General features: G+C 75.7%; 16 protein-coding genes. 5 read left to right on the top strand and 11 right to left on the bottom strand.

Annotated elements, in window-relative coordinates:
* Nucleotides 1–62: 62 nt before the first annotated feature.
* The 8 genes from ACI79E_RS11035 to purB form a co-directional block, all read right to left on the bottom strand.
* Nucleotides 63–440: a sterol carrier family protein gene (locus tag ACI79E_RS11035; RefSeq protein ID WP_456932580.1), complete on the bottom strand. Its 378-nt coding sequence runs from the start codon at nucleotides 438–440 to the stop codon at nucleotides 63–65.
* Nucleotides 440–2773, bottom strand: a complete 2334-nt coding sequence (gene purL, locus ACI79E_RS11030; RefSeq protein WP_456932579.1) for a phosphoribosylformylglycinamidine synthase subunit PurL — start codon at nucleotides 2771–2773, stop codon at nucleotides 440–442. Before purL ends, ACI79E_RS11035 begins: the two co-directional genes overlap by 1 nt.
* Nucleotides 2770–3441, bottom strand: coding sequence for a phosphoribosylformylglycinamidine synthase subunit PurQ (gene purQ, locus ACI79E_RS11025; protein WP_456932578.1), 672 nt, complete (start codon nucleotides 3439–3441; stop codon nucleotides 2770–2772). The genes purL and purQ overlap by 4 nt, the downstream gene beginning before the upstream one ends.
* Nucleotides 3442–3455: 14 nt before the next feature.
* Nucleotides 3456–3695: a phosphoribosylformylglycinamidine synthase subunit PurS gene (gene purS, locus ACI79E_RS11020; protein WP_456922396.1), complete on the bottom strand. Its 240-nt coding sequence runs from the start codon at nucleotides 3693–3695 to the stop codon at nucleotides 3456–3458.
* A gap of 142 nt (nucleotides 3696–3837) precedes the next feature.
* A complete protein-coding gene (locus ACI79E_RS11015; RefSeq protein ID WP_456932577.1) occupies nucleotides 3838–4617 on the bottom strand; it encodes a DUF559 domain-containing protein in 780 nt (259 codons plus the stop codon).
* A 296-nt stretch (nucleotides 4618–4913) separates the two neighbouring features.
* The gene (locus ACI79E_RS11010) at nucleotides 4914–5669 is read right to left on the bottom strand and encodes an alpha/beta fold hydrolase (RefSeq protein ID WP_456932576.1); all 756 of its coding nucleotides are present in this window, start codon (nucleotides 5667–5669) and stop codon (nucleotides 4914–4916) included.
* A 1-nt stretch (nucleotide 5670) separates the two neighbouring features.
* Entirely contained in the window at nucleotides 5671–6528 is an 858-nt protein-coding gene (locus ACI79E_RS11005; protein ID WP_456932575.1) for a phosphoribosylaminoimidazolesuccinocarboxamide synthase, read from the bottom strand.
* Nucleotides 6525–7850: an adenylosuccinate lyase gene (gene purB, locus ACI79E_RS11000; protein ID WP_456932574.1), complete on the bottom strand. Its 1326-nt coding sequence runs from the start codon at nucleotides 7848–7850 to the stop codon at nucleotides 6525–6527. The genes ACI79E_RS11005 and purB overlap by 4 nt, the downstream gene beginning before the upstream one ends.
* A gap of 84 nt (nucleotides 7851–7934) precedes the next feature.
* On the opposite strand from purB, the gene ACI79E_RS10995 reads away from it, so the two are divergent.
* Nucleotides 7935–9350: an AI-2E family transporter gene (locus ACI79E_RS10995; protein WP_456932573.1), complete on the top strand. Its 1416-nt coding sequence runs from the start codon at nucleotides 7935–7937 to the stop codon at nucleotides 9348–9350.
* A gap of 91 nt (nucleotides 9351–9441) precedes the next feature.
* Here the strand turns inward: ACI79E_RS10995 and purD are convergent, their stop codons facing one another.
* Both purD and rsgA read right to left on the bottom strand, forming a co-directional pair.
* Entirely contained in the window at nucleotides 9442–10698 is a 1257-nt protein-coding gene (gene purD / locus ACI79E_RS10990; protein WP_456932572.1) for a phosphoribosylamine--glycine ligase, read from the bottom strand.
* Nucleotides 10699–10718: 20 nt separating this feature from the next.
* Nucleotides 10719–11741 (bottom strand): ribosome small subunit-dependent GTPase A, encoded by a 1023-nt coding sequence (gene rsgA / locus ACI79E_RS10985; protein ID WP_456932571.1) that lies wholly within the window; start codon nucleotides 11739–11741, stop codon nucleotides 10719–10721.
* Between the two features lie 103 nt (nucleotides 11742–11844).
* On the opposite strand from rsgA, the gene ACI79E_RS10980 reads away from it, so the two are divergent.
* Nucleotides 11845–12888 (top strand): glycerophosphodiester phosphodiesterase family protein, encoded by a 1044-nt coding sequence (locus ACI79E_RS10980; protein WP_456932570.1) that lies wholly within the window; start codon nucleotides 11845–11847, stop codon nucleotides 12886–12888.
* A 42-nt stretch (nucleotides 12889–12930) separates the two neighbouring features.
* Here the strand turns inward: ACI79E_RS10980 and ACI79E_RS10975 are convergent, their stop codons facing one another.
* Nucleotides 12931–14220 (bottom strand): adenylosuccinate synthase, encoded by a 1290-nt coding sequence (locus ACI79E_RS10975; protein ID WP_456932569.1) that lies wholly within the window; start codon nucleotides 14218–14220, stop codon nucleotides 12931–12933.
* A gap of 69 nt (nucleotides 14221–14289) precedes the next feature.
* Here ACI79E_RS10975 and ACI79E_RS10970 point away from each other — a divergent pair, with 69 nt between their 5' ends.
* From ACI79E_RS10970 to ACI79E_RS10960, 3 genes are all read left to right on the top strand, one after another.
* Nucleotides 14290–14907, top strand: coding sequence for a hypothetical protein (locus tag ACI79E_RS10970; RefSeq protein ID WP_456932568.1), 618 nt, complete (start codon nucleotides 14290–14292; stop codon nucleotides 14905–14907).
* 102 nt (nucleotides 14908–15009) lie between these two features.
* Nucleotides 15010–16071, top strand: a complete 1062-nt coding sequence (locus tag ACI79E_RS10965) for an ABC transporter permease (protein ID WP_456932567.1) — start codon at nucleotides 15010–15012, stop codon at nucleotides 16069–16071.
* The gene (locus ACI79E_RS10960; RefSeq protein WP_456932566.1) at nucleotides 16068–16883 is read left to right on the top strand and encodes an ATP-binding cassette domain-containing protein; all 816 of its coding nucleotides are present in this window, start codon (nucleotides 16068–16070) and stop codon (nucleotides 16881–16883) included. The genes ACI79E_RS10965 and ACI79E_RS10960 overlap by 4 nt, the downstream gene beginning before the upstream one ends.
* Nucleotides 16884–16895 lie beyond the last annotated feature (12 nt).

Below are 16895 nucleotides of genomic sequence, written 5' to 3'. Positions count from 1 at the left end.
GACGGCGGGTGCCCCATCCGGGGCACCCGCCGTCCGCCGTTCCGGGGCAGTGCCCCGGGGGGTCAGCGCAGGGGCGGCAGCGGGAGGTGCGGGGACAGGTCGGCGCGGTTGCCGCTGGCGGTGAGCAGACCCTCGGCCACGGCAGCGGCCCAGGTCAGCCGGCCGCTGGCCAGCCGCAGCCAGGTGGCGGCGTCGGTCTCCACCACGTTCGGTGGGGTGCCCCGGGTGTGCCGCGGTCCCGGCACGCACTGGACGGCGACGTGCGGGGGCACCCGCAGCTCGACCGAGCGCCCGGGCACCTGCTGGGCCAGCCAGCGGGCGCTGGTCTTCACCGCCGCACCCACCACCGACCGGGGCGGCGCCTCGGCCTCCCCCGCCAGCCAGGCCAGCGTGGGCGCCAGCGCCGCCCGCAGCTCCTCGGCGGAGATGGGCGCGGGCATCAGCTGGTCGGGACGGTCCCCGCCGGGACGGTGCCCACGGCGGCCTCCGGCGTGCCGAACAGCGCGGGCAGGGTGGCGCTCCACGCGGCCCGCAGCCCGGCCAGCGGCAGCTCGCCCAAACCCTCGACCGCGAGCGCGTCGCCGCCCGTCGTCCCCAGCTCGGTGACCGCGACCCCGGCCGCCTCGGCGGCGCTCCGCACCGCCGCGGGGTCGGCCGTCGTCACGACGGCGCGCGCGGCGGACTCGCTGAACAGCGCGGTGAAGGGGTCACCGGCGAGGCTCAGCCGGGCGCCGACGTCGTAGCGCAGCGCCGACTCGGCCAGCGCCTGGGCGAGACCACCGTCGGCGAGGTCGTGCGCCGAGCTGACCAGCCCGTCGCGGCCGAGCGCGGCCAGCAGCTCGCCGAGCGACCGCTCCGCGGCCAGGTCGACCGCCGGCGGGCGGCCGCCGAGGTGGCCGTGCACGACCGACGCCCACGCCGAGCCGCCGAACTCCGGCCGGGTCTCGCCGAGCAGCAGCACGGTCTCCCCGGCCGTCCGCCAGCCGGTGGGCACCCGCTTCCGGACGTCCTCGTGCACGCCCAGGACGCCGATGACCGGGGTGGGGTTGATCGGCACGTCGCCGGTCTGGTTGTAGAGGCTCACGTTGCCGCCGGTGACCGGCAGGCCCAGGTCGCGGCAGGCGTCGGCGAGACCGCGGACGGCCTCGGCGAACTGCCACATGACCTCGGGCTCCTCCGGGGAGCCGAAGTTCAGGCAGTTGGTGACCGCCAGCGGGCGGGCGCCGCTCACCGCCACGTTGCGGTAGGCCTCGGCCAGGTTGAGCTGCGCCCCGGTGTAGGGGTCCAGCCGGGCGTAGCGGCCGTTGCCGTCGAGGGCCAGGGCGATGCCGCGGTGGGTCTGCTCGTCGATGCGGACCACGCCGGCGTCGTCGGGCTGGGCCAGCACGGTGTTGCCGCGGACGTAGCGGTCGTACTGCTCGGTGACCCAGGACTTGTCCGCACCGTCGGGGCTGGCGACGACGGCCAGCCAGTGCGCGGTGAGCTCCTCCGGCGTCCCCGGGCGCGCCAGTGCGGCCGGGTCGTCGGCCTGGAGCGCGTCCAGGTCGGCCGGGCGCGCCATCGGCCGCTCGTAGACCGGGCCCTCGTGCGCGACCGTCCGCGGCGGGACGTCGACGATGCGCTCGCCGTGCCAGTCGACGGTGAGCCGGTCGCCGTCGGTGACCTCACCGATGACGCTGGCCAGCACGTCCCACTTGCGGCAGACGGCGAGGAAGGCCTCGACCTTGTCCGGCTCGACGATGGCGCACATGCGCTCCTGGGACTCGCTCATCAGGATCTCGGCCGGGGTGAGCGTCGAGTCGCGCAGCGGCACGGTGTCGAGGTCGACGTGCATGCCGCCGGTGCCGGCACTGGCCAGCTCGGACGTCGCGCAGGACAGGCCCGCGCCGCCGAGGTCCTGGATGCCCGTGACGAGGTCGGCGGCGAAGATCTCCAGGCACGCCTCGATGAGCAGCTTCTCGGTGAACGGGTCACCGACCTGCACGCTGGGCCGCTTGGCCGGGCCCTCGGCGTCGAAGGTCTCGCTGGCCAGCACCGAGACCCCGCCGATGCCGTCGCCGCCGGTGCGCGCCCCGAAGAGGATGACCTTGTTGCCGACGCCCTCGGCCTTGGCCAGCCGGACGTCCTCGTGCCGCATGACGCCGACGCACAGCGCGTTGACCAGCGGGTTGCCCACGTAGCAGTCGTCGAACAGCAGCTCGCCGCCGATGTTGGGCAGGCCCAGGCAGTTGCCGTAGCCGCCCACGCCCGCGACGACGCCGGGCAGCACCCGCGCGGTGTCGGGGGCGTCGGCGCGGCCGAAGCGCAGTGAGTCCATGACGGCGACCGGCCGGGCGCCCATGGTCAGGATGTCGCGCACGATGCCGCCGACCCCGGTGGCCGCGCCCTGGTAGGGCTCGACGTAGCTCGGGTGGTTGTGCGACTCGACCTTGAAGGTGACCGCGTAGCCGTCGCCGACGTCCACGACGCCGGCGTTCTCGCCGATGCCCACCAGCAGCGCGTCGCTCGGGGGCAGGTCACCGAAGCGGCGCAGGTGCACCTTGCTGGACTTGTAGGAGCAGTGCTCGCTCCACATCACCGAGTACATGGCGAGCTCGGCGGTGGTGGGCCGGCGGCCGAGGATGTCCTTGATGCGGGCGTACTCGTCGGCCTTGAGGCCCAGCTCGCGGTAGGGCTGCTCGACGTCCGCCGTCCGGGCGGCCAGCTCGACGGTGTCCAGCTGGTGCTGCAGCGGGCCCGGCCCCGTGTCGAGGTCGGACAGGCCGGCGCTCACGCGGACACCATCGCCGTCAGCACGGACGTGAAGAAGCCGAGCCCGTCGGTGCTCGGGCCGGTGAGGTCCTCGACGGCGTGCTCCGGGTGCGGCATCAGGCCGACGACCCGGCCGTCGGCGCTGGTCACCCCCGCGATGTCGCGCATCGAGCCGTTCGGGTTGCCCTCCACGTACCGGACGACGACCCGGCCCTCACCCTCGATGCGGTCGAGGTCGGCGGGCGCGGCGACGTAGCGGCCCTCCCCGTTCTTCACCGGGACGACGATCCGCTGGCCGGCCTCGTACGACGCCGTCCAGGCGGTGTCGGCGCGCTCGATGCGCAGCGCCTGGTCACGGTTGCGGAAGTGCAGGTGGCCGTTGCGGGTGAGCGCACCCGGCAGCAGGCCCGCCTCGCAGAGCACCTGGAACCCGTTGCAGATGCCGAGGACCGGCATGCCCTTCCGCGCCCGGTCGACGACGTCGGCCATCATCGGCGCCCGCGCCGCGATCGCGCCCGCGCGCAGGTAGTCGCCGTACGAGAAACCCCCGGGGAGGACGACAGCGTCGACGTCCTGGAGGTCGTGCGACGCGTGCCAGAGCGCGACCGGCTCCGCGCCGGCCAGCCGCACCGCGCGCGCGGCGTCGACGTCGTCCAGGGAGCCCGGGAAGGTGATGACACCGATGCGCACGGGAGCGTTCTCTCTCAGTCGGTCGGCAGGTGGAGCTCGACGTCCTCGATGACGGGGTTGGCCAGCAGCGTCTCGGCGATCTGCTTGAGCTCCGCCTCGTCCGGCGTCCCGTCGACCTCGAGCACGAAGTGCTTGCCCTGGCGGACGCTGCGCACGCTGTCGTGGCCGAGCCGGCCCAGCGCTCCCAGCACCGCCTGCCCCTGGGGGTCGGAGATCTCCGGCTTGAGGACGACGTCGACGACCACCTGGGGCACGACGTCGAGGGTACCGGGGTGACGCGGCGCACCGGCCGCGGTGCGGGTGACCCTGGTCTCCCCCCGGCCGCCTTCGTGCCGTCGAGATCCGCGGATCTCGCACGCCCTGGGCCCGTCACGTGTGCGAGATCCGCGGATCTCGTCACTGGAGGGCGCGGCGGATCCCGGCGATCACCTCGTCGGGCCGGCCGAGGACGTCGGCGGAGGTGAACCGGAGGACCGTCCAGCCCGCTGCGACGAGACGGTTCTGACGGCGCAGGTCGTGGACGAAGACGTCCCGCTCGCGGTGCCCGTCGCCGTCGAACTCGACGATCACCCTCTGCTCCGGCCAGGCCAGGTCGGCCCGCCCGAGCACCGTTCCCGACGCATCGCGGACGACGTACTGGAGGTCGGGCGCGGGCAGGCGGGCCGCGTGGAGGAGCCAGCGCAGCACCGACTCCATCGGCGACTCGGCGCGGGGATCTGCGACCGGCAGCGTGTCCCGGGCACGCGCGGAGCCCCGGCCCCGGGGACGGCGGGCCAGCTGGCGCGCGAGGTCCGCCCGGGAGCAGGTCCCGTCCAGCAGCTGGTCGGTCACCGCGAGCAGCGCGGCGGGCTCCAGGACACCGGCCAGATCGCGCCAGGTGCGGGCGGGCGAGGTCACCGGGACCGCCCCGCGGCGGGCGACGTCCTCGATGCCGAGAGCGATGCGGTGCACCCGGCGGTCGCGCCGGCTCACCACCCGCGCGGTCGTCGGCACGGTGAGGTCCACACGTCGGTCGTCGCGGTCCTCGAGCGGGATCTCGAGACCCCACAGGGCTGCCGCCGTGCGGTGGCTGGCGACGGCCCCCGGGGGTGCGGTCAGCAGGACGGCGGCCAGCAGGGCCCGGACGTCGTCGCCCATCGACAGGGGCAGGTAGGTGTCCCGGGAGAGTCGGAGCATCCCGGGTTGCCGGAGGTGGCGGTCGTTGAGCCCGGCCGCACGAGCGGCGGCTCGGGTCACGGGTCCGGTGATCTGGCGACGGGGTCGACTCGACACCGGGGCACCCTGCCGCGACCACGGGTCCGCTCGCTCCCGTCGTCCACAGGCCCGTCGAGATCCCGGGATCTCGTACGCTCCGGGCCCCTGGGACGTGCGAGATGACGGGATCTCGACGGTAAGGGCGGCCACGGTAGGGGCGGCGACGGTGGGGGCGGCGACCCCGGGCCGGCCGCCGATCTCGCGGGTCTGCGCGGACGTCAGCGGGCCAGCAGGGACCACACCGCCTCGGGGGCCTCCCAGTGGGCGTTGTGGCCGGCGCCGTCGACCAGCACCGCGCCCGGGTCCACCCGGCGCATCGCGTCGAGGCCGACCATCGGGTCCGCGGACCCGGCGGCCAGCCGCAGCGGTGCGACCGCCCGCGACAGGACCTCCTCCACCGAGGGGCCCACCGCGCCGAACGCCCGGGGGTCGAGCGCGGCCACGAACCCGCCCTCGGCCTCGCGGACGCCGGCCCGTGCGACCGGGTCCTCCGGCGTGAGCAGGCCGCTCAGCCCGGCCAGCCGCAGGTGCCGGTCGGCGGCCTGGGCGGCGGTCGGGAAGACCTGCGGTGCACGGCCGGCCATCGTCCGGGCGCGGGCCTCCTCCTCGGGGGTCCAGTCGATCTTGACGCCCACGGCGACCACCCGCTCGACCGGCACCCCGTACCAGCCACCGGCGAGCACCGCGCCGACCACGCCGCCGAACGAGTGGCCGAGCACGGTCACCCGCGAGGCGCCGGCGGCCAGCGCGGCCACGTCCGCGGCGTGCACCGCGTACCCGTACGGCGGCTCGGCCACCGACCGCCCGTGGCCGCGCAGGTCGGGCACCGCCCACGACCCCGGCCACCCCCGCTCGACCAGCGGCAGCAGCCGGTCCCAGACCGCGCCGGTGGCGCCCAGCCCGTGCAGCAGCAGGAGCAGGTCGTCCCCGGCCCCGCCGGACCGGTAGGAGATCCCCGCGCGCGTCAGTGGCACGTCAGTGGAACGTGGTGCCCGTCAGCGCCTCGTAGGCGCTCACGTACCGCTCGCGGGTCGCCTCGACCACGTCGGCCGGCAGCTCCGGCGGCGGGGAGACCCGGTCCCAGCCGGACGTCGTCAGCCAGTCGCGCACGTACTGCTTGTCGTACGAGGGCTGCACGTCACCCGGCGACCAGGTGATGGCCGGCCAGAAGCGGGACGAGTCGGGGGTGAGCACCTCGTCGCCGAGGGTCAGCCGGCCCTCGGCGTCCAGGCCGAACTCGAACTTCGTGTCGGCCAGGATGATGCCCGCCTCCGCGGCGATCTCCGCGCCCCGCCGGTACAGCGCCAGCGTCAGCGCGCGCAGCTCGGCGGCCCGGTCGGCCCCCACCGCCGCCTCCACCGCGGCGAAGTCGATGGCCTCGTCGTGCTCGCCCACCTCCGCCTTGGTGGACGGCGTGAACACCGGCTCGGGCAGCTGCGAGCCCTCGACCAGGCCGGCCGGCAGGGCGACGTCCCGGATGGCGCCGGACCGCTGGTACTCCACGGTGCCCGACCCCGACAGGTACCCGCGGGCCACGCACTCGACCGGCAGCATCGACAGCCGGCGGACCAGCATCGCCCGCCCCGCCACCTCGGCGGGCACGTCCGTGGCCGACACCAGGTGGTGCGCCGCGCCGAAGGACGCCAGCACCGGCTCCAGCTGCCCGAACCACCACACCGACAGCTGGGTGAGCACGCGCCCCTTGTCGGGGATCGGGGTCGGCAGCACGTGGTCGTAGGCGGAGATGCGGTCGGAGGCGACCAGCAGCAGCCGGTCGGAGCCGGCGTCGTAGATCTCGCGCACCTTGCCGCGGGCGACCAGGGGGAGGTTCACGACAGCGCGGCCAGCCGCTCGAACAGCGGGTCGAGGTTGGCCACGTACCGCTCCGGCCGGCAGATCTCGTCCAGCCGGGCCTCGTCGAGGGTCACCCCGGAGCCGGCGGCCCGCGCCCGCAGCGTCTCGCGGAACGGCGTCCCGGTGTTCCACGTCTCCATGGCGGCGGACTGCACGAGCGCGTACGCGTCCTCGCGGGACAGCCCGCCCTCGACCACCTCGAGCAGCACCGACGAGGTGTAGATCAGCCCGCCGGTGGACTCCAGGTTGGCCCGCATCCGGTCGGCGTCCACCACCAGGTTCTCCACCAGCCCGGTGGTCAGGTGCAGCAGGTAGTCGGTGGTGATCGCGGCGTCGGGCAGGAAGACGCGCTCGGTCGAGGAGTGCGAGATGTCCCGCTCGTGCCACAGCGGGATGCCCTCCATCACCGGGACGACGGCGGCGCGCACCACGCGGGCGAGGCCGGCGATGCGCTCGGAGCGGATCGGGTTCTTCTTGTGCGGCATGGCGCTCGAGCCCTTCTGGCCCGAGCCGAAGGCCTCCGACAGCTCCCGCACCTCGGTGCGCTGGCCGTGCCGCACCTCCAGCGCCACCGTCTCGCAGACCGTGGCGATGATCGCCAGCGCCGCGACCCACTCGCTGACCGAGTCGCGCAGCACCACCTGGGTGGAGGCGTCGGCCGGGCGCAGGTCCAGCGCCTGCGCGACGGCCACCTCCACCGACGGGTCGATCAGCGAGTACGTGCCGACGGCACCGGAGATGGCCACCACGCCGACCCGCTCCCGGGCCGCCCGCAGCCGGTCGCGCGACCGGGCGGCGGCGAAGGCGATGTCGGCGACCCGGTGGCCCCACACGTCGGGCTCGGCGTGCACGCCGTGGGTGCGCCCGACCTTGATCGTGTGCCGGTGGGCCAGCGCGTGGTCGCGCAGCACGGCGACCAGCCGGTCCATGCGGGCCAGCAGCAGGTCGGTGGCCTCGGTCAGCTGCACGGCCAGGGCGGTGTCCAGCAGGTCCGAGGACGTCATGCCGTGGTGCACGTAGGCCGCCGCCGACCGCGGCTCGGTGTTGTCCGCCCACGCGGTGAGGAAGGCGATGACGTCGTGCTGCGTCGTCTCCTCGATCTCCGCGACCCGCTCCGGGGTCGGGGGCGCCGCCTTGCGCACGGGCTCCACGACGTCGGCAGGCACCCGCCCGGCCGCCGCGTGCGCCTCCAGCACCAGGGTCTCCACGCGACACCACAGCTCGTACTTGTGCTGGTCGCTCCAGACCCGCCCCATCGCGGGGAGCGTGTACCGCTCGATCATCGGGGTACCGCCCGCCACCGGTCAGCTCGTCGCACCACGGGGACAGTCTCCCGCAGGGCTACCTTGATCATCGACTGCCCCTACTGCCCGCCGGAGGTACCGATGCTGCGACGGGCGTCCCACCTGGTGGAGCGGGCGCGCGAGCGCATCCGCGCCGCGGCCGAGCACGACCCGCACGGCTGGCCGGAGCGGGACGACGACCGCGCGATCCTCGTGCGCGACGACGTCCCCGCGGAGCCGGCCGCCGACCTCCCGGCAGGGGACGACGCCGCCCAGCCGCTGGGCAGCCCCCACCCCGGCGCCCCGGACCTCGACGGGCCGATCGGACCCGGCGGGGTGAGCGGCCCCCCGGCCGGCGGTCGCCCCCACCGCAGCGGCCAGCACGCCCGGCGGCTCACCGGGGCCGACCGCCGGACCAGCGACGACGCCGTCGTCCCGGCGGGGCTGCGGATCGCCGCCGCGTGGTCGTGGCGGCTGATCGTGGTGATCGCCGGCATCTACGTGCTGCTCTACGCCGCGGCCTACGTGGCGGTCGTCGTCGTGCCGGTGTTCGTCGCGCTGCTGCTCTCGGCGCTGCTCCAGCCCGGCGCCGCCGCCCTGGCGCGGCGCGGCTGGCCCCGGTCGCTGGCCGCGCTGGCGATGCTCGTCGTCGGGCTCGGCGTCGTCGCCGGCATCATCACGCTGGTCGTCGAGCGGTTCATCGCCGGCTTCTCCGACCTGGCCGACCAGGTCAGCCAGGGCCTGGACCAGATCCGCGACTTCGTCGTCGACAGCTTCCCCGTCTCGCAGCGGCAGATCGACGAGGCGCTGACCGCCGCGCAGGACGCGCTCGTGGCCAACCAGGAGACCCTCACCTCGGGTGCGCTCACCACCGCGGCGACCGTGGGCGAGGTCTTCACCGGCATCGTCCTCGCGCTGTTCACGCTGTTCTTCTTCCTCAAGGACGGCCGCTCCATCTGGCTGTGGCTGCTCGGCCTGTGCCCGGCCGAGGCCCGCGCCTACGTCGACGAGGCCGCCCGCCGCTCGTGGCGCACGCTGATCTCCTACGTCCGCGCGACCGTCGCCGTGGCGCTCGTGGACGCGATCGGCATCGGCGTCGGCCTGGCGATCCTGGGCGTGCCGCTGGTCATCCCGCTGGCGGCCCTGGTGTTCCTGGGCGCGTTCATCCCGATCATCGGGTCGTTCCTCGCCGGCTCGGTGGCCGTGCTGGTCGCGCTGGTGTCCAAGGGGCCGATCACGGCGCTCATCGCGCTGGCCGTCGTCGTGGCGGTCATGCAGCTGGAGGGGCACGTCCTGCAGCCGCTGCTGCTGGGCCGGGCGGTGCGGGTGCACCCGCTGGCCGTCGTCCTGGCGATCGCCGCCGGCCTGCTGGTCGCCGGCATCTTCGGCGCCCTCATCGCCGTGCCGCTGGTGGCCTGCGCCAACGTGGCCGGCACCTACCTGAGCCGGCGGCACGACGGGCCGCGGCCACCCGAACCGCGCCCGGAGCGGGCGCGGCCCGCGGTCACCGCAGAGTGAGAGGACCCCTGCCCCCCATCACTCGCACGCTCGCGGCGGGGCCCTGCAGGGGGCCGACCGTGGACGGCTCCGGACGCGACCGCCTGTCCCCTCAGGGAGCGGTGATGCGGCCCTCGACGGCGGCCAGCGCGATGTCGGTGCGCCAGTGCGCGTCGGCCAGCCGCACCCCGGCCACCCGCTCGTAGGCCAGCTGCCGGGCGGCGGCCAGGTCGTCGCCGACCGCCGTCACCGCCAGCACCCGGCCACCGGCGGACCGGACCGTCCCGTCCGCGTCGACCGTGGTACCCGCGTGCAGCACGCCCTCGCCGTCCGCCCCGGTGATCGGGTCGCCGGTGCGCGGCCGCTCCGGGTAGCCGGCCGCGGCGACGACCACCGTGACCGCCGCACCGTCCCGCCAGCGCAGCGGCGGGTGCTCGGCGAGCGTGCCCGTGGCCGCGGCGTGCAGCAGCCCGGCCAGCGGGGTCTCCAGCAGGGGCAGCACGACCTGCGTCTCGGGGTCGCCGAAGCGGGCGTTGAACTCCACCACCCGCACCCCGCGGGAGGTCAGCGCCAGCCCGGCGTACAGCAGCCCGCTGAACGGCTCGCCGCGGCGGGCCATCTCGTCGACGGTCGGCTGCAGCACCGTGGCCAGCACCTCCTCGACCAGGCCCGGCGGCGCCCAGGGCAGCGGCGCGTAGGCGCCCATCCCGCCGGTGTTGGGTCCGGCGTCGCCGTCGTCGCGGCGCTTGGCGTCCTGGGCCGGGACCAGCGGCAGCACCGACGTCCCGTCGGTGACGGCGAACAGCGACACCTCGGGACCGTCGAGGTACTCCTCGACCAGCACCGCGCCACCGGCCTCCAGCACCCGGTGGCCGTGCGCCACGGCGGCGGCCCGGTCGGTGGTGACGACGACGCCCTTGCCCGCGGCCAGGCCGTCGTCCTTCACCACGTACGGCGCCCCCGCCTCGTCCAGGGCGGTCTCCAGCTCCGCCGGGCCGCCGACCGGCCAGGACCGGGCGGTGGGCACGCCGGCGGCGGCCATCACGTGCTTGGCGAAGGACTTGCTGCCCTCCAGCTGGGCGGCCTGCTCGGACGGGCCGAAGCAGGCGATCCCGGCGTCGCGGACGGCGTCGGCGGCGCCGGCCACCAGCGGCACCTCGGGCCCGATCACCACCAGATCGGCGCCCCAGCCCGTGGCCAGGGCGGCCACGGCGACCGGGTCGGCGACGTCGACCGGCGCGGCCTCGGCGACCGCCCGCGTGCCGGCGTTGCCGGGCGCGCAGGCCAGCGCGGTCACGGCGGGGTCGTCGTGCAGAGCGACGCACAGGGCGTGCTCCCGGGCACCGGAGCCGATCACGAGCACGCGCACGTCCGGCGACCCTACCGGGCTCAGCGCGGGCGGTTCGGCTGCGCCCGGTGGGCCCGGTGCAGGGCGCGCACCCGGGCGTGCTCGGCGGCCCGCGCCCGCGCGTCGGAGCGCAGCGCCTGTCTCCGGGCCTCGGCCTGCAGCTTGCGCCAGGCGCTGTAGCGGGCGGGGTCCAGCCGGCCCGCGGCGATCGCCGCCGCGACCGCGCACCCGGGCTCGGCGCGGTGGCCGCAGTCGCGGAACCGGCAGCGCGCCGCGAGCTCGGTGACGTCGGCGTAGGCGGTGTCGATGCCGTCGTCGTCGACCAGGCCCAGCTCCCGCATGCCGGGGGTGTCCACCAGCAGCCCGCCGCCGGGCAGCAGGTGCAGCTCGCGGGCGGTGGTGGTGTGCCGGCCGCGGCCGTCGCTCTCCCGGACCCCCGCGGTCGCGACCACCGGCGCGCCCAGCAGCGCGTTGGCCAGGCTGGACTTGCCGACCCCCGACGGTCCGACCATCGCCGCCGTCCGGCCGGGGCCGATCCGGGCGGCGACGTCGGCGAGGCCGGCGCCGGTCACCGAGCTCACCGGCAGCACGTCGACGCCGAGGGCGGCCTCGGCCACCTCCTGTACGGCGGCCGGCACGTCGTCGCACAGGTCGGCCTTGGTGAGGACGACGACCGGCACCGCCCCGCTGCCCCACGCCACCGCCAGGTAGCGCTCCACCCGCCGCGTCCGCCTCGGGCCGGTCAGCGCGTCGACGACGAGCACCGCGTCGAGGTTGGCGGCCACCACCTGCTCGGCCGACGTCCGGCCGGCCACGACGCGGGTGAACGCCGTGCGGCGGGGCAGCACCGCGACGGCCAGCTCCCCACGCAGCGCCACCCAGTCGCCGACCGCGGGACCACCCTCACCGAGCAGCGCCGCCGCGGGGTGGGCCCGCAGCTCGCCGTCGGCGGTGAGCACCGTCAGCCGGCCGCGGTCGACGCGGGCCACCCGGCCCGGTGCGCACCCCGGCGGGAGCTCGGCCGCGCGCTCCGGCGTCCAGCCCAGGAGTGAGAGTTCGGTCACCCCCGCATGGTGGCGCGCAGGTCAGGGCGGCGTCCTCCGAATTGTGCTGCACGCGACTCCGCACGTTCGCGTTCTGTTCAGGTCGCTGGGGTGTTCTCAAGGCATGCACGCGAGCGAGTCGCTGGCACTCCGCCCCGCGACCGGCCTCCCCCGTCCCGTCGTCGTCGGCCACCGCGGCGCCTCCGCGTACCGCCCCGAGCACACGGCCGCCAGCTACGAGCTGGCCATCGACCTCGGCGCCGACCTCATCGAGCCCGACGTCGTGGTCAGCCGGGACGGTGCGCTCGTCGTCCGGCACGAGAACGAGCTCTCCCGCTCCACCGACGTCGCCGACCGTCCCGAGTTCGCGCACCGCCGGACCACCCGGCTGGTCGGCGGCCGCGAGCGCACCGGCTGGTTCGCCGAGGACTTCACCCTCGCCGAGCTGCGCACCCTGCGGGCCGTCGAGCGCATGCCGGCGCTGCGACCGCTGAACACCACCTACGACGGCCGCTTCGGCGTCCTGACGCTGGCGGAGGTCGTGGAGATCGCCCGCCTCCGCTCCACCCCGGGCCGGCCGGTGCGCGTCCTCGCCGAGCTGAAGAAGCCCAGCTGGGCCAGTGACCACGGGCTGCCGATGGTCGAGCTGGTCGCCGCCGAGCTGCGGCGCCTGGGCGCCGCCACCCCCGACGGCACGGTCGTGCTGCAGTCCTTCGACGCCGCGGCGCTGCGCCAGCTGCGCGCCGACCTCGGGCACGCCGGCCCGACGATGCTCCAGCTGGTGGACGACGACGCCGCGGACGACGCCCTCGTGACCCCCGCCGGCCTGCGCGAGGTGAGCACCTACGCGCAGGGCATCGCGCCGAGCCGGCACCGCATCCTGCTGCGGGACGCCGACCAGGCGCTGACCGGCGTCTCCGACCTCGTGGCGCAGGCACACCGCGCCGGGCTGCTGGTGGTGCCGTGGACGCTGCGGCCGGAGAACGCCTTCCTGCCCCGGCACCTGCGCCGCGGTGAGGACCCGATCGGCCCCGGCGACGCGCAGACCGAGGCCCGGCTGCTGCTGGCGCTCGGCGTCGACGGCGTCATCACCGACGCCCCCGAGGTCGCCGTCCGCGCCCGGGCGGAGCTGCAGAGCGCGGCCCTCGCGCCCGTCCGCCGCCCGTAGCGGGGGCTGCCGGCGCAGACCGCCGGCGCTCTCAGCCCACGCTCACCCGATGAGGTCGTGGACGACGACGTTCTCGTCGCGGCCGGGGCCGACGCCGATGACGCTGATGCGGGCGCCGGAGAGCTCCTCCAGCCGCCGCACGTAGGCCTGGGCGTTGGCCGGGAGCTCGTCGAAGGTCCGGCAGTGCCGGATGTCCTCGGACCAGCCCGGCATCTCCTCGTAGACCGGCGTGGCGTGGTGGAAGTCGGTCTGGGTCATGGGCATCTCGTCGTGCCGGACGCCGTCGACGTCGTAGGCCACGCAGATCGGCACCGTCTCCAGGCCGGAGAGCACGTCGAGCTTGGTGAGGAAGTAGTCGGTGATGCCGTTGACCCGGCTGGCGTAGCGGGCCACGACGGCGTCGAACCAGCCGCAGCGGCGGTCGCGGCCGGTCGTGACGCCGACCTCGCCGCCCTGCTTGCGCAGGTACTCGCCGTTGGCGTCGAACAGCTCGGTGGGGAACGGGCCCGAGCCGACGCGGGTCGTGTAGGCCTTGAGGATGCCCACGACCCGCTGGATGCGGGTGGGGCCGATGCCCGACCCGGCGGAGGCCCCGCCGGCGGTCGGGCTGGACGACGTCACGAACGGGTAGGTGCCGTGGTCGACGTCCAGCAGCGTGCCCTGGGAGCCCTCCAGCAGGACCCACTCGCCGGCGTCGAGGGCGTCGGCCAGCAGCAGCCGGGTGTCGGCGATGCGGTGCTTGAGCTGCTCGGCGTACCCGGCGTACTCCTCGACGACCTCGTCGACGTCGATCGCCTTGCGGTTGTAGACCTTGACCAGGACCTGGTTCTTCTCCTGCAGCGTGCCCTCGAGCTTCTGCCGGAGGATGGACAGGTCGAGCAGGTCCTGCACGCGGATGCCGGTGCGGGCCACCTTGTCGCCGTACGCGGGGCCGATGCCCCGGCCGGTGGTGCCGATCCGGCGCTTGCCGAGGAAGCGCTCGGTGACCCGGTCCAGCGCGCGGTGGTGCGGCATGATCAGGTGCGCGTCGGCCGAGATGACCAGCCGCGAGGTGTCCACACCCCGCTCCTCGAGGCCGGCCAGCTCCCCGATCAGCACCTCGGGGTCGATGACGACGCCGTTGCCGATGACCGGCGTGCAGCCCGGCGTGAGGATCCCCGAGGGGATCAGGTGCAGCGCGTAGCGCTCCCCGTCGGGCGTGATCACGGTGTGGCCGGCGTTGTTGCCGCCCTGGTACCGCACCACGTAGGGCACGCGGCCACCGAGCAGGTCGGTGGCCTTCCCCTTGCCCTCGTCGCCCCACTGGGCGCCGATCAGCACGACTGCCGGCATCGCTCGCTCAGATCCCCTCGGAACTCCGTCACCGGCGGATGACCGGCTGGCAGGTGGCAGGGTATCCGCATGTCCCTCGTCCGGTTCGACCTGCGCGGCCTCGATCCCGGTCAGGCGCCGGCCCGCGAGACCGTCGCACCGGCGGTCGACGCCGACGCGGTGCTGGTCAGGGGCCCGGTCCCGGCGCTGGCCGCGGTGCTCGCGGCCCTGGACAAGGCCGGTCGGAGCGCGCAGGTGCCGGTCTCGTGGGAGCCCACCGACGACACCGCATCGACGGGGCTGGCCCGCGCCCTGGGGGTGGGCACGGGCGAGGAGCGGGAGCTGGGGCTCGTGCGCGACGACCACGGCGGCGTGCTGCTGCACCACGGCCGGGTCGAGGCGGCCGACCCCGGACGACGCGGCCCGCTGGCCCGCCGGTTCGGGGCGCAGGCGCACAACGACGCGGCCAAGGTCGCCGACGGGATCATCACGCGCATCGACGTCCGGCCCGAGTGGCGGGAGGTGGACACCCTCGGGGTCGCCGTCATGACGCTGCCGCTGCGACCGGCGCGGCGCACCACGGGGCGCGCGGTGCAGATCGCCTGCGACCCGGCCCGGGTCGTGCGCGACGGCGTCCCCTACCCGCGGCCGGTCAGCCGCTGGACCTGGTACGCCGACCACCGGGTGCGCTGGCGGCTGCGCCCCTGAACTGCGGGGCGCGGGGTACTGCTGGGCCTCCCGGCGTGTCGTGGACACTGTGGGCACGTCTCTGGTCGAGGAGGCCCCGCTGCCGACGTCCCGTGCCCGCCGGTGACCGCCGACGGACTGCCCTCGTTCGGGCCCCACGCCGCCCTGGCCCCGGCCCGGGGGCGACGGCTGCTCGACCGGGCACTGGCCCGCCCGAGCCTGGCGGCGTTCGTGGGGCTGGCCGTCGTCCTGCTGTTCTTCGTCCCGCAGGCGCCGCACCTGCTCAGCACCGGTGGGCTGGCCAGTGCCCTGGACTCCGCCGCGCTGATCGGCATCGGCGGGGTCGCGGTCGCGCTGCTGCTGGTGTCGGGCCACTTCGACCTGTCGATCGGCATGGTCTCCGTCGGCAGCGCCCTGGTCACCGGCCTGCTGGTCACCGAGGCCGGCTGGAGCACCTGGCCCGCCCTCGCCGGGTCGCTGGCGGCCGCGCTGCTGGTGGGGCTGGTGAACGGCTGGCTGGTGGTCACCACGGGGCTGCCGAGCTTCCTGGTCACCCTGGCCACGTTCCTGGTGCTGCAGGGTGTCGCCCTGGCCGGCACCGCGTCGCTCACCCGCTCGGTGCGCATCGACGGACTCGGCGGCGCCCCCGGCTGGTCGTCGGCGACGGCGGTGTTCGGGTCGACGGTGCAGGTGGGCGACGGGCGGTTCCGCATCTCGCTGCTGTGGTGGGTGCTGCTCACCGCCTGGGCGTCCTGGGTGCTGTGGCGCACCCGCTTCGGCAACGGAGTGTTCGCCGTCGGCGGCGCCCGCCGTGCCGCCCGTGAGCTCGGCGTCGCCGATCGCCGGACGACGGTCGCCCTGTACTGCTGCACCGCGGCGGCCGGCTGGCTGATCGGCACCTTCGGCGTGGTGCGCATCGGCGGGGTGCAGGCCAGCACCGGCCTCGGGACGGCGATCACCTTCATCGTGGTCGCCGTCATCGGGGGCTGCCTGCTCACCGGTGGGTACGGCTCGGCGGTCGGCGCCGCGGTCGGTGCGCTGGTCTACGCCACCGCGCGGCAGGGGGTGGTGCTGGCCGGGTGGGACGCCCGCTGGTTCGAGGTCTTCCTCGGGGTGCTGCTGCTGGTGGCCCTGCTCGCCAACGGTGTCGTCCGGGGCCGGCTGAGGGCGGTGCCGCGGTCGTGAGCGAGCCGGCCGACCGCCCCGCCCCGGTGCTGGAGCTGCGGGGCCTCAGCGTCCACCACGGCAGCGTGGCGGCGCTGGCCCGGGTCAACGCGGCGTTCCGCCCCGGGGAGATCACCTGCGTGCTGGGCGAGAACGGGTCCGGCAAGTCCACGCTGGTGGCGATGCTGTCGGGCCTGTGCCGGTACGACGAGGGGGAGCTGCGGTTCGACGGCCGGCCGGTGCGCTTCCGGTCGCCCAGGGCCGCGCGCGCCGCCGGGATCGCCACCGTGTGGCAGGACCTCGCCGTGGCGCCGCTGCTGTCGGTGTGGCGCAACTTCTTCCTCGGCGCGGAGCCCACCCGGGGGCCCTGGCCGCTGCGGAGGCTGGACCTCGCGACGGCGCGGGAGACGACCGTGCGCGCCATGGCGCAGGTCGGCGTCCCGGGCATCGACCCGGACCAGCCGGCCTCGGCGCTGCGCGCCGGGGAGCGGCAGACGCTGGCGATCGCCCGCGCGCTGCACTTCGGCGTCCGGGCGCTGGTGGTCGACGAGCCGACCGCGCCCATGACGATGCAGCAGCACACCCTGGTGGGCCGGGCCGTGCTGACCGCCCGCGCGCGGGGGCTGGCGATCGTGGTGGTCACGAACAACCCGCGGTACGCCCACCTCGTCGGCGACCGCTTCCTGCTCCTCGCGCACGGTTCCGTGGCCGGCGACCTGACGCGTGAGGACGTCGACGCCGACGTCCTCACGCGCCTCATGGCCGGCGGCGACGAGCTGACCTCGCTCACCGCCCGGCTGCGCGAGCTGCACCCGGAGCTCGACGAGCGCTGAGCCCGGGCCCCG

This window comes from Geodermatophilus sp. SYSU D00079 (genome assembly GCF_054050635.1).
This window is presented reverse-complemented; position numbering and strand designations above follow the sequence as displayed.

Coding starts and splice junctions, on each gene's coding strand:
- ACI79E_RS11035 (WP_456932580.1), bottom strand. CDS start 440: ATGCCCGCGCCCATCTCCGCCGAGGAGCTGCGGGCGGCGCTGGCGCCC.
- ACI79E_RS11015 (WP_456932577.1), bottom strand. CDS start 4,617: ATGCTCCGACTCTCCCGGGACACCTACCTGCCCCTGTCGATGGGCGAC.
- ACI79E_RS10995 (WP_456932573.1), top strand. CDS start 7,935: ATGCTGCGACGGGCGTCCCACCTGGTGGAGCGGGCGCGCGAGCGCATC.
- ACI79E_RS10980 (WP_456932570.1), top strand. CDS start 11,845: ATGCACGCGAGCGAGTCGCTGGCACTCCGCCCCGCGACCGGCCTCCCC.
- ACI79E_RS10975 (WP_456932569.1), bottom strand. CDS start 14,220: ATGCCGGCAGTCGTGCTGATCGGCGCCCAGTGGGGCGACGAGGGCAAG.
- ACI79E_RS10970 (WP_456932568.1), top strand. CDS start 14,290: ATGTCCCTCGTCCGGTTCGACCTGCGCGGCCTCGATCCCGGTCAGGCG.